Here is a 21,360-nt window from a genome sequence, read left to right as displayed (position 1 = left end):
TTCTATCTATAATAAGATGAAAAATAAAAAATTAAACCAATGGCTTTGGAAGTGGCATTTTATAGCAGGACTTATAAGTTTACCATTTGTTGTTTTATTAGCAATAACAGGCGGAATATATTTATTTAAAGATAATTATGAAGCTCCAAAGCAAGAACATATAAAGGTTGTAAAAGTAGAAGGTAAAGCCATATCCTATCAAAAGCAATGGGAATTAGCAAAAACAGCATTACACAAAGCACCTAATGCGATGATTATACCTAAAAAAGATAATCAAGCTACCGAATTTATTACAGGACGGTTTAATCATAAAAACAGTGCTTTTGTAAATCCTTATAAAGCCGAAGTTCCTGGAAATATTAGCCCAAAAGATTCCAATATGTATACTGTTAGAAAATTACATGGTGAATTACTTTTAGGTAAGTTTGGTACTAAAATTATCGAACTTATTGCAAGTTGGCTTTTTGTATTAATAATTACAGGTGTTTATGTGTTTTGGCCTAGTAAAAAAGAAGGCTTAAAAGGTTTTTTTACAATTCGTTTTAAACAGGGGAAACGTATACTTTTTAGAGATTTACATACTGTTTTAGGGTTTTGGATGTCTGTTTTATTATTAATGACATTAGCTGGAGGTATGCCTTGGACAGATATTTTTGGTGCTAATTTTAAATGGTTGCAAAATGTTACAAATACAGGGTTCCCTAAAACTTGGAGTGCTAGAGGTATAAAATCTGAAGTAAAAGGAGACGCTATTTCTTTAGATGATATGGTAAAACTTGCTAAGTCGATGAATTTAAAAGGCGAAGTGAGTATTGGTTTGCCTAGCACTCCAAAAGGCGTATATAGTATTTATAATACAACATTCGATTTGGGAGCTCAAAAACGTTTTCATTTCGATCAATATTCTGGGAAACAATTAGTAAATCATAATTGGGAAGATGTTGGCGTGTTAATGCGCGGGCGCATGTGGTTTATGGCATTTCACCAAGGGCAATTTGGAACTTGGAATTGGGTTTTAATGTTAGGAGTTGCTATTTTGCTAGCTTTTATTGCTATTGCTGGGTTAGTATCTTATTTAAAACGTAAACCCGAAGGTAAATGGGGAACACCAAAAGTACCTGCTCAATTTAAAGTAGGATATGCTATTGTTGCTATAATTGTTATATTAGGTATTGTTTTTCCTTTGTTTGGAATAAGTGTATTACTTATTACAATTTTTGAATTTTTAAGAGAAAGAAAAAAGTTTAATAGTTAAAAACGAATTACCTATAATACTTTAAAATTTTATAGGTAATTTGTTTATAAATTTTATAAACAATTAATTTTTAATAACCTCCTTTAAACGTTTTCCAAAATCAAACAATGCTTTAATTTCTTTTACACTAGCTAATCGTTCTTTACCAAAAATTAATAAAGCATTTCCGTTAGACTCTACATGATAATAAGGATTGCTTTCAAAAAAATGTGTTATATCATCATTAAAAAAACGGGCTATTTTTTCTTCATTATCACCTAGTAAATAAAAACGATTAGAGAAATCGGAATGATTTTCAATAGGAATATCCTTAAAGCCTGCTAAGGCAGATACTTTTTCTAAAAAACCTTCCCTATCTAAAGTAAATTCAGGAATAGCATGATTTAAATCTATATGAAGCATTGTAGAACGTACAACTTCTTTGGCTATAAATTCGCCTTCAGAAAACTCAATATCAAATAAACTAATAGCACTGCCTTTATAAGATAGCTCGTTGTATATGTGATTAATATGTTTAGTTTTGAAAAATAAAAAATCATTTAAAAATGAGACTTCCTTTTCTTTTTTAGAGCTGTAATTGTATTGATAATCCTTAGCTAAACTTTCCATACTGGTTTGGCGTCTAGTCAGGTTGTTTTTTATAATTTTTGGCACAGGTAGCATGCGCCTTAAAGCAAATGGATGTTTAGAATCTGTATCGTGCATATCTAAACCAATAACATCAAAATGACCTCCACGTTTTTTAAAGAGTTCTTGGTAACTATTTATATTTTCCATGACGGTGTGATCTACGAATTCACACATAGAAAAATCTACAATAACATCTTGATCTTCTGGAACAGCATCTAATTGTTCTTTAAGTCTATAGTAGTTTAAAAAGCTACAAAAATGTTTTACACTAATATAAAAGTTGTTTTGAGATCCTTCCTCTTTAAACATTAAAACATTTGGTTTTAAAACATTCCTAATAAACAACCCAAGACTTTTGTTTATTACAATATGTATAATGAGTGTTGAAATTACACCAGCGACAATACCCGTAATTAGTCCAATTTTTAAAGTAATAATTAAAGTGATAAAGAAAATAATAAGCTGCTCCTTACCAATAAAAAATATTTTAGTAATAGTGTTAGGAGAAGCTAGTTTGTAACCAGTATAAACTAAAATAGCCATTAAAGCAGGTAATGGTATTCTGGTAAGTTGTGTGCTAAATAAAACAATAAATAGTACTAAAAAAAGAGCATGAAAAAAGTTTGCAGATCGATTACTTGCTCCATTGTTTACATTTACAGAGCTTCTTGCAATAACTGTTACTACATTTAAGCCTCCTAAAAGACCACTACCAACTGTAGCTAATCCTAATGCTTTTAAATCCCGATTAACATTAGAACGTCTCTTTTCTGGATCTAATTTATCGACAGCTTTAATACTTAAAAGAGATTCTATACTAGAAATAAGAGTTAACGCTAAAACACTACCCCAAAACGATACGTTCCAAATACCATTAAAATTTGGAATAGGGATATCTGCAATAATATTTTGAATAGTTGGAATACCAGAAATCATATATTCTTTAGCAATAGGATTTGGTATATGTAACCCAAACTCAAAATAATAACTAAACCCAATAGATAAAATAACAATCCACATTGGAGCAGGGATAAGTTGTAAATATTTGTTTCTAATTTTTGAATAAAATAACATGATAGCTAAGCTTATAATCCCTGCTAAAGCGGCAAAAATTAAGCCTTTGTTTTCGTAGTTTAAGGCATCGTTAATTGTGTATGGAATTTCAATAAGATAGTCTATAGTCTCCTCACGTTTTATTTTATGAGCAAACATAATATGAAACTGTTTTCCTAAAATTATAAGGCCAATAGCTGCCAACATACCTTGAATGGCAGAAGATGGAAAAAAATCGGCAAGCGTGCCCATTCTAAAAAAACCTAAAAGCAAAAGTAAAATTCCAGAAAACATAATAGCGATATAAGCACTTTCTATGCCTAATGTGGAAATAGCGACTAAAAGCACTCCTACTAAGCCATTTCCAGGTCCAGCAATAGTTACATGACTACCTCCAGCAATAGAAACTATAATACCACCAACAATGGCAGCTATAATACCCGATATTGGTGGAGCATCACTAGCCATAGCAAGACCTAAACCTAAAGGTAAAGCAATAAGGCTAACAACAAAACCAGCAAAGATGTTTTTAGGTAATGCTTTAATAAAGTTTTTTATGTTATTTTTTTTAGGACTCATTGCAGTATTAAGACGTCGGTTGGTAATTCGGTTAAAATATGTTCAATATCATGTGGAAATAAACGATCCCAAAAGGTCATTTTTGATGGCGCATTCATAACTAATAAATCTGCACGAGAAATTTGTGCATAATGACCAATAGAGTAGCCTTTTTTCCCAAAAATAGGCTGCGATTTTATAATAATACTTTCTGTATGTGTTTCAGGTATATGTTCTATAATTTCTTTAATTCTCGAGTTTTCCCTTAGCTTAATACGTTCTTTTATAATCGTCGCTCGCCTAAGTGATTTATCGTCGTCAACTTTTATAGGAACTAGGTCTTGATTAATTTCTTCTACAATGGTAATTTTTTTAGACTCAAGCTTATTGGCAACATAAAAAGCAGAAGTAATAGTTTGTTTTGTTTTAGGGTCTTTTAAGCCATTTACAACAATATGTTTGCATGGAATACGCTCAACCGAAGGCTTAATTAATAATAAGACAGAACATTTTGCTCGACGTGTAATTTTTCTAGCAATAGAACCTACATAGTATTTTACAAACTGTTCTCGTTGTACTGCACCAAGAATTAAAAGGTCTATTTTTTTTTCTGCGGAAGTTGATAAAATAACATCTACAGGATCACCAGTTTTAAAAACGACTTCATAATCTAAATCATCTTTTTTAAAACTTTTAAGAATAATGCTAAGCATATTGGTTTTTTCTTCAGAAGCTTGACCAACATGAATTAAAAATAATTTAGATTTAAAAAATACACTAAGTCTAGCAGCCTCAAAGAGGTTTGCTTTTAAGTTAGGTGAATATGCCACACCTATACCAATACTTTTAAATGGCTTTAACGACAATTTTTCTCTTTTTTTTCTTAAAGCTGAAAGATAGCATTTTTTAAAAACATGTAGTGAATCTGTTTTTACTTAAATTAGTGCTCTAAAAAAGATTATTAAATTATGTTAGAATTAGCAGGTATTATTATACTAGGAATATTGGCACAATGGGTAGCTTGGAAATTTAAAATCCCTGCTATTTTGCCTTTAATTTTAATAGGATTACTGGTAGGACCAATTGCTGCAGAGTACTTGTCTGATGATGGAACAAAATGGATTGAACCCATTTGGAATGGAAAAAAAGGCTTATTTCCTGGAGAAGGTTTATACTATTTTGTGTCTTTAGCAATAAGTATTATTCTTTTTGAAGGTGGTTTAACATTAAAACGTTCAGAAATAAAAACAGTAGGACCTGTAATTACTAAGCTAATAACCTTAGGATCTGCTATTACTTTTTTAGGAGCAGGTATATTAGCTCATTTTATATTTAATTTAAGTTGGGAATTATCGTTTTTGTTTTCCGGACTTATTATAGTTACTGGGCCAACAGTAATTACTCCAATTTTACGAAATATTCCGCTTAAGAAAGACATTTCTACAGTTTTAAAATGGGAAGGTATCTTAATAGATCCCATAGGCGCTTTAGTAGCAGTATTAGTATTTGAGTTTATTAGCGTTGAAGGCGACAGTGGTTTTACAAAAACAGCTTTAATTGAGTTTGGTAAAATTATATTATTCGGAACCACTTTTGGTTTTACGTTTGCACACGCATTAGCGTTTTCTATTAATAAAAAATTAATTCCACATTATTTATTAAATGTTGTATCGCTTTCAACAGTATTATTAGTATTTGTTGAATCCGAGGTTTTTGCACACGAATCGGGTCTTTTAGCTGTAGTAGTAATGGGAATGGTTCTAGGAAATGGAAAATTAGAAAACATAAAGGAATTACTATACTTTAAGGAATCTTTAAGTGTGTTACTTATATCTATTTTATTTATTCTACTAGCTGCCAACATAAACATAGAAGATTTAATGTTACTTTATACATGGAAAACAGCAATTCTTTTTGCTCTGGTAGTTTTTATTATTAGGCCAATAGCTGTTTTTTTAAGTACTATAGGATCTAATTTAAAAGTTAAGGAAAGAATATTTATAAGTTGGGTTGGTCCCAGAGGAATTGTTGCAGCTGGAATTGCATCACTTTTTGGAAGTAAGCTTATTAAACAAGGCGTAGAAGGCGCAGAGTATATAACACCTTTAGTGTTTATGATTGTTTTGGGTACAGTGTTGTTAAATGCTACTACAGCACGTTTATTTGCAAAAATAGTTGGTGTTTTTCTTAAAAAATCTGAAGGTATTTTAATAATTGGAGCTTCAGAAGTTTCTAGATTACTAGGAAATTATCTTAATAATAATGGAAGACACATTGTGCTTATTGATAGTAATGAAACAAATATTGAAAAGGCTAAAGAATTAGGGTTGGAAGCCATAACTACAAATATTTATTCCGAAACATTAATGGATAATATTGAATTAAATGATGTAGGTTATTTAATGGCATTAACAGGTAATTCTGATATTAATAAATATGCTATTAATAAGTTTAGTGAGCAGTTTGGAGAAAATGGTTCATTTAGGTTGGTAACCACTAAAGAAATGCTAGATGATAATAATAATCCAAAAGAAGGGTTGTTTTCGCATAAAGATGATTATAATGCTTTAACAGAATTAACTAGTCGATATCCTTCTATACAAGAAATTATTTTAGAAGATAAAGCACATTATGAAAGCTTAATTAAAATAACGAATAGTGATAAAGACATTATTCCTTTGTTTGTTAAAGATCACAAAGGAGAACTTCATATTATTTCATCATATAATTTAGATATTGAAACGATTGAAAAAGGATTTCAATTAGTCTATTTAGGGAAGTCTTTTGATGCTGAAAATATTTAAAACAATAATAAAACTCGTAGTACTAAACTACGAGTTTTAAGTTTTTTGTTATTAATGAAAATTAATTTCCAAATCCAATCTGACCACACGGAGTTCCGGGTTGGTCTTCTTCACCATCAATAAAACAATCTAAAGGTGTATTTGCAGAGTTTGCGATAGGAGATATTGCATCTGATCGGTATAATACTCTACGACCATTATTTGCATTAGCAAAACTACCAGTTACATTATTTGCATTTATATTTACACCGTAACGGCCTAAGTTTGCAGGTCCCACATTACTTCTAGTTAAACTTGAAGCTATAATAACTCCAGCAGAAGTTTGAGAAGCAAAACGCACTCTAGATCCATCAACAGGGAATAATGTAGGGAAACCAGGTCTTGGCATGCTACTTCTGCTATCTCTAAACACGTTTCTTACCGCTTCACGATGTGCTGGCAATAAGAAAACAGTAGATTCTAAATTCATTTGGGCATTAAAAAAACTGCCATTTCTCACAGCATTTGTTCTTGCCTGTAAATTTCCTGTTACTGGAATAGTTGGATTGTTTCCTCTAATAGTTACTGTTCTTATGTTTACATTAGAAAATCTACCTCTACGTCTATTAGGGAATATTTGTAAAACAGGAGATGTAATAAAAACACTGCAAAAACTGTTTATAGCATTAATTCTATTCGCATCTATGTTTTCGCAAAGTTTACTATGTGGTTGCATAAAAAGCGATGTATAACCATTTCTATTTGTAATATTATCTAATCTAATGTTAGTAATAGCCCCATCTGTTTGTGGAACGCCTCTAGCGTTAATAGGATCTCCAGCTACACCTCTACCATTACCTGGTTCTAAACGAACCGTAATTCCTTCAGTACCATTTAAATTTTGTAAAAAGATGTTGTTTCCACTAAATAATTGTACTAAAGCATATCCAGTTGCTATTCTATTGGCAGATGCATTTCTAACAACACCATTAGTTGCTATACGATCAAAAGTATTAAGGCTACTTCTATCATCATCAGCAACTATAAATACCGAAGGGTTAGTTGTGTAATTACCATTAATCTGAAAACCAGAAATCGCAAAATTTTTAACAAAACCAACTCTAAAAGCAGTTGCAGGGTTTATGTTAGGTTTATTGTTAGATCTTATGTTATCTCTATTTATTGGATCGCTCGCAATTCCAGGTCTAGGTCTAAAATCAATAGTAAATCTATCGTTTGTATTATTTGAAGCACAAACAATTTCTACATTTCTAAGTCTTGTCAAATTGTTTCCTTCTCGACCAATACTAAATAAAACCACTCTATTATTTGCTAGACGAAGTGTAACTTGAGGATCAATTGCAATACGTATGTTGCTTCTTAATCTAATCGTGTTATTAAAATTATAAATATTGCTACCTCCTCTACGAAGATAAATTACGCCACCACTCGTTCCTGGTAAGTTAGAAAGTCTTGTAATTTCATTATTTATGGCATTCGATGTGCCAGTTGTAGGAGTAAAACTTGTAACTCGACCTCTGCGAGTTGCATTAAAATTATTTGTGTAAAAAGTAACATTTGTACCATTTATTCTGGCACTTACATTTGTTGCATTTCCTGGACCTTGATTGGTTGTAGAAACTGCTGCCGCTTGAGCAGGTGTTAATGCTGCTTGTGCAAATAAATGATTTGTAATTGTCAGGCTAAATACTAATAGTAAAAATAATGCGTTTCTATATTTTTTTGTAGATGAATATCTACGGTTATTTATGTTTAACATAAGATTTTATTTTTATTTGGTTTTATTAATTGTATGATAATAGTATTCGAATATGCTTCTCCGAAAAAATACAATTGAAGTAGAATGGGTTTATTTTTTGATAATTTGTCTAACCTCGTTACCATTAACAACTAGAAAATAAGTTCCTTTTTGTAAAGTTTGAAGATCTACCTTTACTTTATTTACTTTATTATTGGAAACTGTTTTTAAAGTATTTCCTAAAAGATCTTTAATTTCAATAGTTGAAATTGAATTTTCTTTTTTTGTTACAAAAATGTGATTTGAAACAGGGTTTGGATATATTTTTAATTCTAAATCTATATCGGATTTAGGTGAAATAGAAGCTGTTTTTCCATCAATCTCTAAAAAATAGGCAATATCACTACCTCGATCAGATTTTTTAAAACCACTACCATTTGATGGTAAGTTATTTTTGAAATTTAAGGGAGAATAATATACTTTTTTGCCTTCAACGTTAAGGTTAGTATATGTATGATTGCCTGTATTATTATAAACAGCCATAATCCAGTAATTACCTTCAGGTAATCTTTTTGGATCTATCGAAATAGAATTTATACCGTTTTTTACTGTAATCGATTTAGTTGAAATAACTAGGTCTCCAGGCGCATTATTATTGTCTTTATAAATGGCCATTTTTACTTTAGAACCAGTTTCTTTTCCTATTAGATTGATAGATGTTAATTCTCCAGATTTTATAAGAGTGTGTTTGGTTCCTAAAAGATAATTTTTAATTTGAGTCCCTCCTTCCAAATCGAATTTGGATTTGTTGTTCTCTCCTACATAATAAGTTTGTGAAAATGCAAATGAAGATGCGAATATCCCCAAAATAAAAGCTGTTATTTTTTTCATGTTTTAATTTTTAATAATTATTTAATGTAGCTTACTACTTGTTATACGTGTAAGCTTTTACGTATAACAAATTATAACCTTTAGTCGATGAAAAAGAGAGTAATAACAAACGAAAAAGATTTTTATTAAAAAAAACGAGCTTAAAACAGTTTTTTTATTAAAAAAACTAATAAATTTCACATATAATGTAATTGACAGACAGTGTTTTAACATTGATTATGAAAATATTAAAAATAACAGTAAATTTTTTTTAAAAAATAAAATTATACAAGAAAAAATTAGAATAGTGTATGCTAAAAAGCATTAAGTTTATTTATTTAGGGTATAAAAAAAGCCTCACTTTTTAAAAGTGAGGCTTTTTTTATACAAATTATTATTGGCTTATTTATGCCATAATATGTAGCTCTGTAAATTCTTTATTAATAATTAAAGTATTATCTCCGTTAAGCTTAATGTCTTTAAAGGCGATTTCTTCATTATCAATTTGAACTTTAGAAATTTTAAAGGGCAGTCCATGTAGGCTAAGTTTAAACGTTTTATATGTTGTTATAAACTTACCAGATTTGTGCTGTTGAATGATTAATTCATTTTCTTTACCTAGTAAATTAAAGTTTCTCAAGCTGTATCTACCTTTAATATAATCATAACCATCGGTAGCATCTTCATAAACTTGAGATGTTTCTTTACCTAGTTTATAATATACGTCAAGTGATAACTCATCAATGGTTTTTTCTCCAACATATTGTTGAATAGGATATTTAGGAATTATAGCACCAGTTTTAACAAAAATGGGCATACTATCTAGGTCTGCATCTACCCATGCTTCTTGCCCTCCTTCTATAATTTCATCATTCCAAAAGTTATACCATTCCCCTCTTGGGAAATACATGCGTCTACCTTTTTGGTTAGGTCCAGTAACAGGACAAGCTAATATTTTTTCACCAAAAATAAATTCGTCATTTCTATAATGTGTTTGAGGGTCTTCCTGATCGTATAAAACTAATGATTTTAAGATAGGAACACCTTCTTCTACATATCTCCAAAATGCAGTGTATAAATAAGGTAATAATTGGTATCTTAATTCTATAAACTTCCTTACAACATTTGTAATACTATCACCAAAAGCCCAAGGTTCTTGATCTCCATGATCTCCAGATGAATGCGTTCTACAAAAAGGATGGAAAATACCTAATTGAATCCAGCGTGCATATAATTCGCCATTGGGTTGTTCTGCAAAACCACCAATATCAGACCCTATAAAAGAAAATCCAGACATGCACATACGTTGCGCTTGAATATTTGCAATAGTTAAGTGCTCCCAAGTAGCTATATTGTCTCCTGTCCAACTAGATGTATAGCGTTGTGTTCCAGAATAAGCTGCTCTTGTAATTACAAAAGGTCTTTTAGGGTATGAGAATTTTTTTAAGCCTTGATACGTAGCACGCGCCATTTGCATGCCATAAACATTATGTGCTTTTCTGTGACTGCAATAGTTGCCATCGTAGTTGTGTCTTACATCGTCGGGGAATGTTTTTCCAGGGACATCCATAACAGCGGGTTCATTCATGTCGTTCCAAACACCCTTAACACCTATATCTTCAATGAGTTCTTTAAATAGATCGGACCACCATTCTCTAACTTCAGGATTTGTGAAATCTGGGAAATAACATTCACCAGGCCAAACTTTTCCTTTCATATAAGGACCATCTGCACGTTTACAGAAATAATCTTTATCAAGACCTTCTTTAAAGACAGAATAATCCATATCTATTTTGATCCCTGGATCTATAATGACAATGGTTTTAAAGCCATCGTCGGCTAATTCCTTAACCATTCTTTTTGGGTCAGGAAAATGATCTTTACTCCAAGTGAAACATCTAAAACCTTCCATATAATCAATATCTAAATAAATCGCATCACATGGAATTTGTAATTCTCTAAATTTGGCAGTAATTTCTTTTACGTTAGATTCTGGATAGTAACTCCATTTACATTGGTGATATCCCAATGTCCATAAGGCAGGAATTTCATGAGGTTTGCCTGTTAAATCTGTGTAGTTTGTAACTACTTCAGACATATCTGGACCGTAAATAAAGTAGTAATTCATTTCGCCGCCTTGAGCCCAAAAACTTGTAATATTTCTGCGTTCATGACAAAAATCAAAGTAAGAATGAAAGCTATTATCAAAAAAGATTCCGTATGATTTTTTATGGTGTAGACCTGTATAAAATGGAATTGCTTTATATATAGGATCTGTATCTTTTCCAAAAGCATAAGAATCTGTTACCCAGTTTTCAAAACGTTTTCCTTTTAGGTTATTGTCAACAGGTTTATCTCCTAGTCCATAATAACTTTCACCAGGTTGAGCGGTTTTAGTCATTTTTACAATATTACCGCCAAACTTATAACTTTCTTCCCAATGGAAACCAAGCTCGTCTTCACAAATTAAGGTGTTGTCTTTAGCGTCAAAAATAGATTTACGTAAATCTATTTTTGAAATACGACAAATAAGTTTTGCTGTTTTAATGAAATAATTATCATCATCCTCAGTAACTTCAAGATGGTTATAACCTCTGCTTGCATATTTAGTTATGGCATAAGAAAAATCGTTTTCAAAAATACCAGTAGTGGTATATCTAAAACGCAATATGCTATCTCTACGTACAGTAACTTGTAAAATAACACCGTTCTGGGTAGTAAAAGATAAAACATTAAGGTTTTTTTCGTAGGAAATTATTTTTGTTGGGAATAGATTCCCTTTGTATTCTAATTCTGTGTTTAATATCATATTTTAAGTAAAATAATGAATTCCAAAATTAATGAAATTAAAGCGCCTTTTATGTTTCTTTTTATTAAAAAAACAAAGGAAATATTATGTAAACCTCAAATAATGAGGTTTATAATTAATAAAAATTTAACATGTTAGATTTTATGCTTTTAAAAACGATGAATGAAATAGAGTGTTAAATAATTAAAATGAAGGATAACCTATGCGAAACAGCAATCTCCATCTCCAAAATTTAAATTATAATTACTATAATTTTTTTCTTCAAAAACTTTTGAAATGATAGATTCTTTTAGCTTTTTTCTTTTATATAAATAGGTTTTCGAAGAAACTATAATATTATTTATTTTTTCGTCGTAACAAACAAGTTCTTTAATTTTTAGTTTAAAGGCGTGTAATAAAATGAGATTAGCCATTATGTTTTGATTACCATCAATATAATAGGCAAATAGAACTTTTAGAAGGTGATTTTTTCTTTGCAATACTAAAAAACCAACTAATTTGTTATTATTAAAAACTTTTGTAAAGTATATGTTAAACTTTTCAGCACTCATAGAAAATTCATATTTCTCATGAATGTCATATTTTATTAAAGGCGCTTCTTGTACCCAGTGATGAGCTTTGAGCCATTGAAAAAATTGAGGTGATTTTTGAGATAAATGGTTAGAACTATGATCTCTAATTAGTTTTTCTGTCTCATTATCAATAATATTAACATATTCAATCTTAATGTTTTTTAGCCTTTGCATAGTTGTAAATTTATGCATTTGGTTTTTTAGATTTATGGGTAAGTTTATTAAAATATCTGTAAGAGAAAAAAGAGGTAAAAACTTAGTTAGTTTTGGATTGATTAAAGGTATGACAATATTTAAATTACTTCTAAATGCAAATTTGAAACCTTTATTTGTTTTTAGTTCATTAAAATATCCCGATTTAACATAAACACGTTTAGCACTTGGAGTAAATTGAGAGACACCAATTCGTCCGTCCAAACTTTCATACATGGTATTAAGAATCTTGCGTCCAATACCTGTGCCTTTTGTTTTAGGATGAACCCACCATGTAGATAGCCAGCCGATTTTTTGACTTTTACCATTTACTTCTATTATGTCAATGAAAACCCCCATGTATCCTACAATTTCATCATTTAAATATGCTAAAAGTAAGACAATATCGTCGTCGTCACAATTAGGATTCATATAATGAGCATATAACCTGTGTTTAGTAACAGATAGAAAAGAATGGTTCCAAAAAATTGGATTTTGGATAAATTCTGGGACGTCTTTTTTTAAAATTTTTTTAATCAAACTAATTTTTAATTTCGTTTTATTTTATACTTACCAATAGCCTTATTGTAATATTTATATAGGTTTTCTGTGACTATTTGTTTTTCTGTATGCTTATTTGGGTTTTCAAGAGAGAACCTTTGTATTATCCTATTATTAACATCTTTTTTTATTCCAGAATTACCAAAAATAACAGCAGATTCATCATATTTAAAAATTTCATTTATAAGTGCTTTTGAGATGCCTTTGTCTGAAAATGGAAAAGCAAAAAAAGAATAATCAATGTTAAAGTTGGTTTTTAGCCATTTTATTGAATCGATAACTTCTTTTTTTTGTTTTTCTATGGATAATTCAAGCAAACGAGGATGTGACATGGTATGCCCTCCAAAATAAAATCCTGAATGAATCATCTCTTGAATTTGACTTTTAGATAAATAAGGCTTATGTGTTTCGATATATTGATAAAGGTCTATATTTAATAAATCTGCAATGTCTTCAATAATGTTATTTTGAGATTGTTTTATTTGCTTGATAGTTGTTGTTAATTGGGGAAGAGAAGTGTTGGTTTCAATTCCTAAAATTTTAACAATTTTGTCTATGGTGTTTTTTTTATAATGAGATGTTTTAAGAGATTCTATAATGATGCTTAGGTCGTGTTTATATAAGCTCTCATTATTATCAATAAAATCTGGATTAATAAAAAAAACAGCATTTATTCCTTTTTGTTTAAGTATAGGGAAAATGATGTTATAAATTTCACTCAAACCATCGTCAAAAGTAAGTAAGAAATGATTTTTAGGAATTATAATTTTTGTTCTTGTGTTTGTAAATAAACTAGGGTCTAGAGGCTTGTAGTATTTAAGTAAGGTGTCTAGGTCTTGTTTAAATTTTTCAATGTTCTTGAATTGATATAAATGTTTTATATGAGTGACATCTTTGTTATTAACCAAATGATAATAAGGAAAAATAGATTGATTTTTCACTACGCCCAGCATTTGCTTATTTGATGTCTTATAAAGAATGTCTTTAATTAATCCCATTTATATATTAAAAAGGCTCTGATTTACAATCAGAGCCTAAATCTTCTCAAAAATAGAAATTTTATTTTAAAATTGGTCTTTTCAATTTCTATTATGGTATTAATAGTAATAGAAGGATCAAAATTTTAAGGTTTAAATTGGAAAACTATTATTGCTAAAGGAGCTAAGGTAATTTCCGCAGAAAAAGTCTTACCATTCCAAGGTGTTTTTTTAATGGTTATTTGTTTTTTATTTGAAACACCGCTGCCTCCAAAAGTTTTAGAATCACTATTAAATATCTCTTTAAGTTTACCTTTTATAGGTACTCCAATTCGGTAGTTTTCTCTAATAGTAGGGGTTAAATTACAAACCACTACAACGTCATCAGTGGTATTGTAGCCTTTTCTTATATAAGAAATAACACAGTTTTCATGATCGTCGAAACTTATCCATTCAAAACCTTCGTTGCTAAACCCTTTTTCGTATAGAGCGGGCGTAGTTTTGTAAAGTGCGTTTAATTCTTTATAATAATTTTGAATGTTTTTATGAGGTTCAAATTCTAATAAGTTCCAATCTAAGCTTTCTTGAAAATTCCATTCATTATATTGACCAAATTCGCCGCCCATAAACAATAGTTTTGTTCCAGGATGCGTAAACATACAACCATATAAAAGGCGAAGATTTGCAAAACGTTGCCATTCGTCACCAGGCATTCTTCCTAAAATAGAATTTTTACCATAAACGACTTCATCGTGAGATAGGGGTAACATAAAATTCTCTGTAAAAGCATAAGCTAAACTAAAGGTAATATCATTTTGATGATATTTTCTATAAACAGGATCCTTTGCAAAATATTCTAAGGTGTCATGCATCCATCCCATCATCCATTTCATCCCAAACCCTAACCCGCCAACAAATGTTGGTTTAGATACCATAGGAAATGCTGTAGATTCCTCGGCAATTGTTTGTACATCTGGAAACGAAGCATACACTTCTTGGTTTAATTCTTTTAAGAAGCTTATTACCGCTAAGTTTTCTCTTCCACCATAGATGTTTGGTTCCCATTCGCCGTCTTCTCGTGAATAATCTAAGAATAGCATTGATGCTACGGCATCAACACGTAAACCATCTGCATGGTATTGTTCAAGCCAAAATATAGCATTACTTATTAAAAATGATCGGACTTCATTCCGTTCATAATTAAAAATTAAACTTTTCCAATCTTGATGATATCCTTTTTTTCTATCTGGATGTTCATAAAGATGTGATCCGTCAAAAAAACCAAGACCATGTGCGTCCTCAGGGAAATGGGATGGTACCCAATCTAAAATGATACCAATGTCGTTTTGATGTAGTTTATCAACTAGATATTTAAATTCTTCGGGATATCCAAAACGAGAAGTTGGTGCAAAATAACCTGTAATTTGGTAACCCCATGATGGATCATATGGGTGTTCCATAATGGGCATGAGTTCTACATGAGTAAAATTCATGTCCTTAACATAATTAACCAAATCATTTGCTAGTTCGTAGTATGATAAAAAGCGATTTTCTTCTATCTGTTTTTTCCATGAACCTAGGTGTACTTCATAAACAGAATAAGGCGCGTCAATAGCATTATAAACTTTACGCTTTTTCATCCATTTAGAGTCTTTCCATTTATAGGTGTCATCCCATACTATGGATGCTGTTTTTGGAGGGTGCTCATAACGTCTTGCATAAGGATCGGCCTTTTCAGTTTTTATACCATCATTATTACTTTCTATTTTGTATTTATAGATATTACCTTTTCCAATAAGAGGAATGAATCCCTCCCATATACCACTGGAATCCCAACGTACGTTTAATAGGTGTTCTCCTTCGGTCCAAAAATTAAAATCGCCAACTACAGACACTTGTTTTGCACTGGGTGCCCAAACAGCAAAATAAACACCATCGATACCATCGATGGTTGTGATGTGAGATCCAAATTTTTCATAAAGACGGTAGTGTTTACCTGCTTTAAAAAGGTTTATGTCAAAATCTGTAAATAAACTATAAGGTTTAACGTGTGCCATATTTATAATACAAAACCGTTAGGAATTACGGCTCCTTTTTTTATAACGACTATACCATCTTTTATGGCATAAGTTTTCGTTTCTGTGTCTTCTAAGTGGTTGCCACCGTTAATCCTAACATCGTTTCCAATGCAACAGTTTTTGTCTAATATAGCATTTTTAATAAAGCATCGAGCTCCAATACCTATAATATTGATTTTTGAATTGTTAACATCATCTAAAGTTTGGTAGTAGTCACTTCCCATCATATAGGTGTTTATTATGGTTGATTCGTCTCCAATTCTTGAACGAATACCTATTACAGATTGTTCAATTTTGGCAGCACTAATAATGCAACCTTCTGCTATTACGGTTTTGTTAAGTGTAGTACCTGATACTTTAGTGGTAGGGAGCATTCGGGCTCTAGTATAAATACGTTTTGATTTATTGTATAAATCAAACTCAGGAATATCAGCAGTTAAGCCAATATTAGCTTCAAAAAAGGAATCTATATTACCTATGTCTGTCCAGTAGCCTTCATATTGATAACTTAGTGTTTTATGCTCATGAATACTTTGCGGAATAATTTCTTTACCAAAATCAATAGTATCTGGGTTACTCATTAGATCAATTAAAAGATCTTTGTTAAAAATATAGATGCCCATAGATGCAAGGTAATTTCTCCCCTGTGCTTTCATTTCATTACTAACATCGGAATTCCATTCTGGTAGCAAGCTAGTATCTGGTTTTTCAACAAAAGACGTTACTAAGTTTTTATCATCTGCTTTTAATATTCCAAAGGATGTAGCATCCTTTGCATTTACAGGAATGGTAGCTATAGATATTTTTGCTTTATTTTTAATATGAGCTTTAATCATTAAGTCGTAATCCATTTGGTATAATTGATCTCCAGATAAGATTAGCACATATTCAAATTCATGTCTTAAAAGATGGTGCATGCTTTGCCTTACGGCATCAGCCGTTCCTTGAAACCACCCTTTGTTTTCTGGAGTTTGTTCTGCAGCCAATACATCTACAAATGCAGAACTAAAAAAGCTAAAATGATAAGTGTCTTTAATGTGCCTATTTAGTGATGCCGAATTAAATTGTGTTAGCACAAACATGCGTTTTATATTGGAATTGATACAGTTAGAGATGGGGATATCTACTAACCTATACTTTCCAGCAATAGGAACAGCGGGTTTTGATCTTTCTTCGGTTAATGGGTGTAATCTGGAGCCTTGTCCGCCGCCTAAAATAATGGCTAAAACTTTGTCATTTATCATGCTAGGTTAGTTTATGGATTTATATAAATTTATATATTCATTAGCAGAAGCATCCCATGAATGATCAATAGTCATGATTTGCTTTCTTATTTTTTTAAATATTACTTTGTTTTTATATAGTTCAATACCTCTATCGATTGCTGTGACTATATCTGTAACAGTTACATGGTCGTGACAAATACCAAATCCGTTTTTTTCAGAAATATCAATAACGGTATCTTTTAATCCTCCAATACTTCTAACTATAGGGATTGTACCATATTTTAACGCATACATTTGGTTGAGTCCACAAGGTTCAACTCTTGAGGGCATAAGTAAAAAATCTGCTCCAGAATAAATAATATGTGATAGTTTTTCATCATAACCTATAAAAGTATTATAGGTGCCAACATGGTCTTCTTTTAGAGCTTTTAATTGATGTTCAACGATATTATTTCCAGATCCTAATAATAGGATACAAGCATTGTTTTTTTCAAGGCTATTTTTAAAAGTTTCAGGAAATAAATCAGATCCTTTTTCTCCTACAAGTCTACCGATAAAAGCAAAAAGAGGCTTGTTAAAATCTAAATTAAAGGTGTCACATAAATGCTTTTTATTAGCGTTCTTTCCCGCTTCAAGAGATTTGGTGTTGTATTTTGATATAATATAGTTGTCTGTTTCAGGATTCCATACATTCCAGTCTATGCCATTTAAGATACCAGAACATTTTGCACTTTCTTGACTTAGTAAACTTTCTAAACCATTTGCAGAAGTTTTTAATTCTTCCATATAACTAGGAGATACCGTTGTGACTTTCCAAGCACATTTTATAGCTGCAGCCAAAGGGTTTATACTGCCAGCCCAATCTAACAACCCAACATTATTAAAGTTAAAGGAAGGAATTAGGTTTACTTTGTCATGAGGAAACCAACCTTGATATTGGGCATTGTGTATGGTTAAAATATTAGGGATTTTTCTAAATGCTTCATATTTATTACTTTCTTGAAGCATAAAAGGAATTAACCCTGTGTGGTGGTCATGACAATGGATTATATCAGGTTGTTTATCCCAGGTAAGCATCCAGTCAAGAGCTGCTATTTGAAAAGCTAAAAAGCGTTCGGTATCATTAGGCGAATACACATAGTCTTTAAATAATAGCTCTGGAACATCAACAAAAAAAATATCAAAATCTAGTGTTTTTTCTTTAAGTTTTAAAATACTAAAATCAAAAGTTAAACTTCCTAAATTTAAAGTTGCTGTATAAACTGTTGTAAAAATATTTTCTTTAGTAAACCTATTATCATAAAAGGGCATGATAACTTGTGAGGTAATTGTCGTAATGTTTTGATATTTAGGTAACGCTCCTACAACATCTGCAAGCCCTCCAATTTTAGCTACTGGATAGCACTCTGCGCTTAAGTGTATAATGTCCATTTATAATTTTTGCGTTTTGTATAAACATACAAAAATATTGTCAAAAATATTGTAGGAAATTTATTTTTGAATAAAAAAATGAAAGAATGTTATTTAACGAATATATTATTAAAAATATGTAAGAAAAAACTTGAATTGATTTTAATTATGTAATTGAATATGGCAATATAGTAAGGTAAGCGTAATGAGATTTGTTGTGAAAAAATAAAGGCTCCTAAAATGAGGCGATTTAATTAACATAAAAATTATAAAAAGGTTTAAAAGAAGTATGAGAATTTATAAGTTTTATATTTGTTTTTAATAGTTCAATGAATCGTTTTTTAGATGTATCATACACCTTTTTATATAATACTTTTGTTTTTAGTTTCGGTATTAAATGCCCAGAATGGTGTTTTTAAAAATCAGTTAGAACGTATACAAGAATTAAGAAAGCTTTCTAATAATCAAGATTTAGATTTGGAAGCTAGAATTGATTATGCAAAACAAGCTAGTGAATTGTCTTATAAGACGGAGGTAGATTCGGTTATTTTAAATTCAAATATAGCTCTTGCTTGGGTTTATACATATGATGAGTTACTTGAAGATGATGAGTTGTTGGAAAAAGATTCAAATTCATATGCTACTATATTAAATAATATAGCCTATACGAAATTTTTGAGTAAAAGTAAAGAGTATAATAAGATTGATTCTCTATTCACTAAAGCCTATAAAATTTTTGATGAGTTAAATTTATTTTATGAGTTGTCGTCATTAGGAAATGATATGGCTGAGTTTTATTATGAAATAAATAAAAAAGAGAAAGCTTTATATTATTCTAAGCGATCATATAAAGTTGGTAAAGAAGCAAGAAAATATGATGAGATATTAAGAGCCTTAAAAATGCTATCAAAGCTTAAAGAGGGTGATTCTGGAAAAGCTTATTTGTATGAATACATAACACTTAATGATAGTCTAATTTCTAATGAGCGAGCCAATAGAAACAAATATGCACGTATACAGTTTGAAACCGATCAGTATATCGAAAAAACGAAAGAATTAACCGTTCAAAATATTCTAACATCTATTATTGGAGGTATATTGATCTTAGTTTTAGGCTTATTATACTTTATAAAGTTACAACGTTCTAAAAATAGCGAATTAGTATTCGAGAGCGAGCAACAAAAAACTAATGAAGAAATTTTTATGCTCATGTTAGAGCAAAAAACGAAGCTAGAAGAGGTTCGATTACAAGAACGTCATAGAATAGCAGAAGATTTACATGATGGGATATTAAGTCAATTATTTGGTACTCGAATAGGTATGGGTTTTTTAGAATTAAAAGGAGATGAAGACACATTAAAAGATTACAATAGGTTTTTAAAAGAAATGCAGAAAATAGAAAAAGAGATAAGAGATGTATCTCATGAGTTGAAGAATGATGTGGTATTATTAGAAACAAATTTTGAAATAATATTGGATCAATATTTAATTCATCAAAGTCGTTTGGGTTTTTTTGAGTATAAAATTACTAATAATGATGTCTTGTTTAAAACGATTAACGATACAGTTAAAGTAAATATTTATAGAATTATTCAAGAGGCCGTACAGAATATTATTAAACATGCCAAAGCAAAACAAGTTTCAATTAGTTTTTCTTTAGCGTCAGACGTATTATATTTGAAAATAGAAGATGATGGTATTGGTTTTGATGTCAATTTAATTAAAAAAGGCATTGGGCTTAAAAATATAGAATCCAGAGTTTTAAAAGTAGATGGTGTGTTTAAAATAATAGCAACACCATATAAAAGTACCATACTAAATATATCTATACCTCTTTAATTAACCAATATATTATGAGTAAATACAATATTCTAATTATAGAAGATCATCCTTTAATTATAGAGGCTTATAAAAATGCACTTGAACGTATAAAAAGTAAAAACGATGGATTAGAGTTTAATATAACTATAGCGAATAATTGTGATGATGCTTATTTAGAAATTATACAAGCAGAAAAGAAGCAAAATTTAGATATTATTTTTTTAGATATAAAATTACCCCCATCTAAAGGTGGTGAAATAATTTCTGGAGAAGATATAGGAATAAAAATAAGAGCATTATTACCTAGTGTTAAAGTAGTTGTAGCAACAACATACAATGATAATTATAGAATTAATAATATTTTTAAAAATGTTAATCCAGATGGTTTTTTGGTTAAAAATGATTTAGATCCTAAAGAGCTCATATTTGCTATAGAAAATATTGTTAAAGAGATGCCTTATTACAGTAAATCTGTTATTAAGTTTATGCGTAAACAAACATCAAATGAGTTATTGTTAGATAGTATTGATAGAAAAATATTATACGAATTGTCTCATGGTTCTAAAATGAGTGAATTGGCTGATATCCTTCCGCTTTCTGGAGCAGCTATAGAAAGAAGAAAACGTATTTTAAAAGAATTGTTTAATGCGAAAAGTGATAGAGAGTTGTTTAGAGTAGCTGAAGAAAAGGGGTTTATATAGATGCGAATTGAATAAGCTAAAAATTTATTCGTTTTGAGTATTCTAGTTTAGAACTAATTAAATAATAACTAGATCATCCTTGAAAGCTTTTGATATTATAGAAGT

Annotated in this window: 14 protein-coding genes; 4 read left to right on the top strand and 10 right to left on the bottom strand. The window is 30.3% G+C overall.

What is annotated here, in order from left to right; genetic code table 11:
• Window positions 1-16: 16 nt before the first annotated feature.
• Entirely contained in the window at window positions 17-1,255 is a 1,239-nt protein-coding gene (locus tag A8C32_RS03970) for a PepSY-associated TM helix domain-containing protein (protein WP_069829136.1), read from the top strand.
• A 63-nt stretch (window positions 1,256-1,318) separates the two neighbouring features.
• Here A8C32_RS03970 and A8C32_RS03965 read toward each other — a convergent pair whose 3' ends face one another.
• Together A8C32_RS03965 and A8C32_RS03960 are read right to left on the bottom strand one after the other, a co-directional pair.
• Window positions 1,319-3,517: a SulP family inorganic anion transporter gene (locus tag A8C32_RS03965; protein WP_069829135.1), complete on the bottom strand. Its 2,199-nt coding sequence runs from the start codon at window positions 3,515-3,517 to the stop codon at window positions 1,319-1,321.
• The gene (locus A8C32_RS03960) at window positions 3,514-4,362 is read right to left on the bottom strand and encodes a universal stress protein (protein ID WP_069829134.1); all 849 of its coding nucleotides are present in this window, start codon (window positions 4,360-4,362) and stop codon (window positions 3,514-3,516) included. The genes A8C32_RS03965 and A8C32_RS03960 overlap by 4 nt, the downstream gene beginning before the upstream one ends.
• A gap of 102 nt (window positions 4,363-4,464) precedes the next feature.
• Between A8C32_RS03960 and A8C32_RS03955 the strand changes: the two genes are divergently transcribed.
• The gene (locus A8C32_RS03955) at window positions 4,465-6,300 is read left to right on the top strand and encodes a cation:proton antiporter (RefSeq protein WP_069829133.1); all 1,836 of its coding nucleotides are present in this window, start codon (window positions 4,465-4,467) and stop codon (window positions 6,298-6,300) included.
• Between the two features lie 61 nt (window positions 6,301-6,361).
• On the opposite strand, the gene A8C32_RS03950 is transcribed toward A8C32_RS03955, so the two are convergent.
• The 8 genes from A8C32_RS03950 to A8C32_RS03915 form a co-directional block, all read right to left on the bottom strand.
• Window positions 6,362-8,059 carry a hypothetical protein gene (locus tag A8C32_RS03950; protein WP_069829132.1) on the bottom strand — a complete coding sequence of 566 codons (1,698 nt, stop codon included), beginning with the start codon at window positions 8,057-8,059 and terminating at the stop codon, window positions 6,362-6,364.
• 90 nt (window positions 8,060-8,149) lie between these two features.
• Window positions 8,150-8,929: a T9SS type A sorting domain-containing protein gene (locus A8C32_RS03945; RefSeq protein WP_069829131.1), complete on the bottom strand. Its 780-nt coding sequence runs from the start codon at window positions 8,927-8,929 to the stop codon at window positions 8,150-8,152.
• Window positions 8,930-9,314: 385 nt separating this feature from the next.
• Entirely contained in the window at window positions 9,315-11,717 is a 2,403-nt protein-coding gene (locus tag A8C32_RS03940) for a glycoside hydrolase family 31 protein (protein WP_069829130.1), read from the bottom strand.
• A gap of 200 nt (window positions 11,718-11,917) precedes the next feature.
• On the bottom strand, window positions 11,918-13,021 hold the full coding sequence (locus A8C32_RS03935; protein ID WP_069829129.1) for a GNAT family N-acetyltransferase: 1,104 nt from the start codon (window positions 13,019-13,021) through the stop codon (window positions 11,918-11,920).
• A gap of 8 nt (window positions 13,022-13,029) precedes the next feature.
• Window positions 13,030-14,040 carry a polysaccharide deacetylase family protein gene (locus tag A8C32_RS03930; protein ID WP_069829128.1) on the bottom strand — a complete coding sequence of 337 codons (1,011 nt, stop codon included), beginning with the start codon at window positions 14,038-14,040 and terminating at the stop codon, window positions 13,030-13,032.
• A 125-nt stretch (window positions 14,041-14,165) separates the two neighbouring features.
• Entirely contained in the window at window positions 14,166-16,076 is a 1,911-nt protein-coding gene (gene glgB / locus A8C32_RS03925) for a 1,4-alpha-glucan branching protein GlgB (protein WP_069829127.1), read from the bottom strand.
• Window positions 16,077-16,078: 2 nt separating this feature from the next.
• Window positions 16,079-17,341 carry a glucose-1-phosphate adenylyltransferase gene (locus tag A8C32_RS03920; protein ID WP_069829126.1) on the bottom strand — a complete coding sequence of 421 codons (1,263 nt, stop codon included), beginning with the start codon at window positions 17,339-17,341 and terminating at the stop codon, window positions 16,079-16,081.
• Window positions 17,342-17,347: 6 nt separating this feature from the next.
• Window positions 17,348-18,754 (bottom strand): glycogen synthase, encoded by a 1,407-nt coding sequence (locus A8C32_RS03915; protein WP_069829125.1) that lies wholly within the window; start codon window positions 18,752-18,754, stop codon window positions 17,348-17,350.
• A gap of 324 nt (window positions 18,755-19,078) precedes the next feature.
• Between A8C32_RS03915 and A8C32_RS03910 the strand changes: the two genes are divergently transcribed.
• Both A8C32_RS03910 and A8C32_RS03905 read left to right on the top strand, forming a co-directional pair.
• Window positions 19,079-20,572 carry a sensor histidine kinase gene (locus A8C32_RS03910; RefSeq protein WP_069829124.1) on the top strand — a complete coding sequence of 498 codons (1,494 nt, stop codon included), beginning with the start codon at window positions 19,079-19,081 and terminating at the stop codon, window positions 20,570-20,572.
• Between the two features lie 14 nt (window positions 20,573-20,586).
• On the top strand, window positions 20,587-21,255 hold the full coding sequence (locus A8C32_RS03905; protein WP_069829123.1) for a response regulator: 669 nt from the start codon (window positions 20,587-20,589) through the stop codon (window positions 21,253-21,255).
• The last annotated feature ends 105 nt before the right edge of the window (window positions 21,256-21,360 follow it).

The organism is Flavivirga aquatica (assembly GCF_001747085.1).
GTDB lineage: Bacteria > Bacteroidota > Bacteroidia > Flavobacteriales > Flavobacteriaceae > Algibacter_C > Algibacter_C aquatica.
The sequence above is the reverse complement of the archived record's forward strand: the minus strand, read 5'-3'. Positions and strand labels throughout refer to the sequence as shown.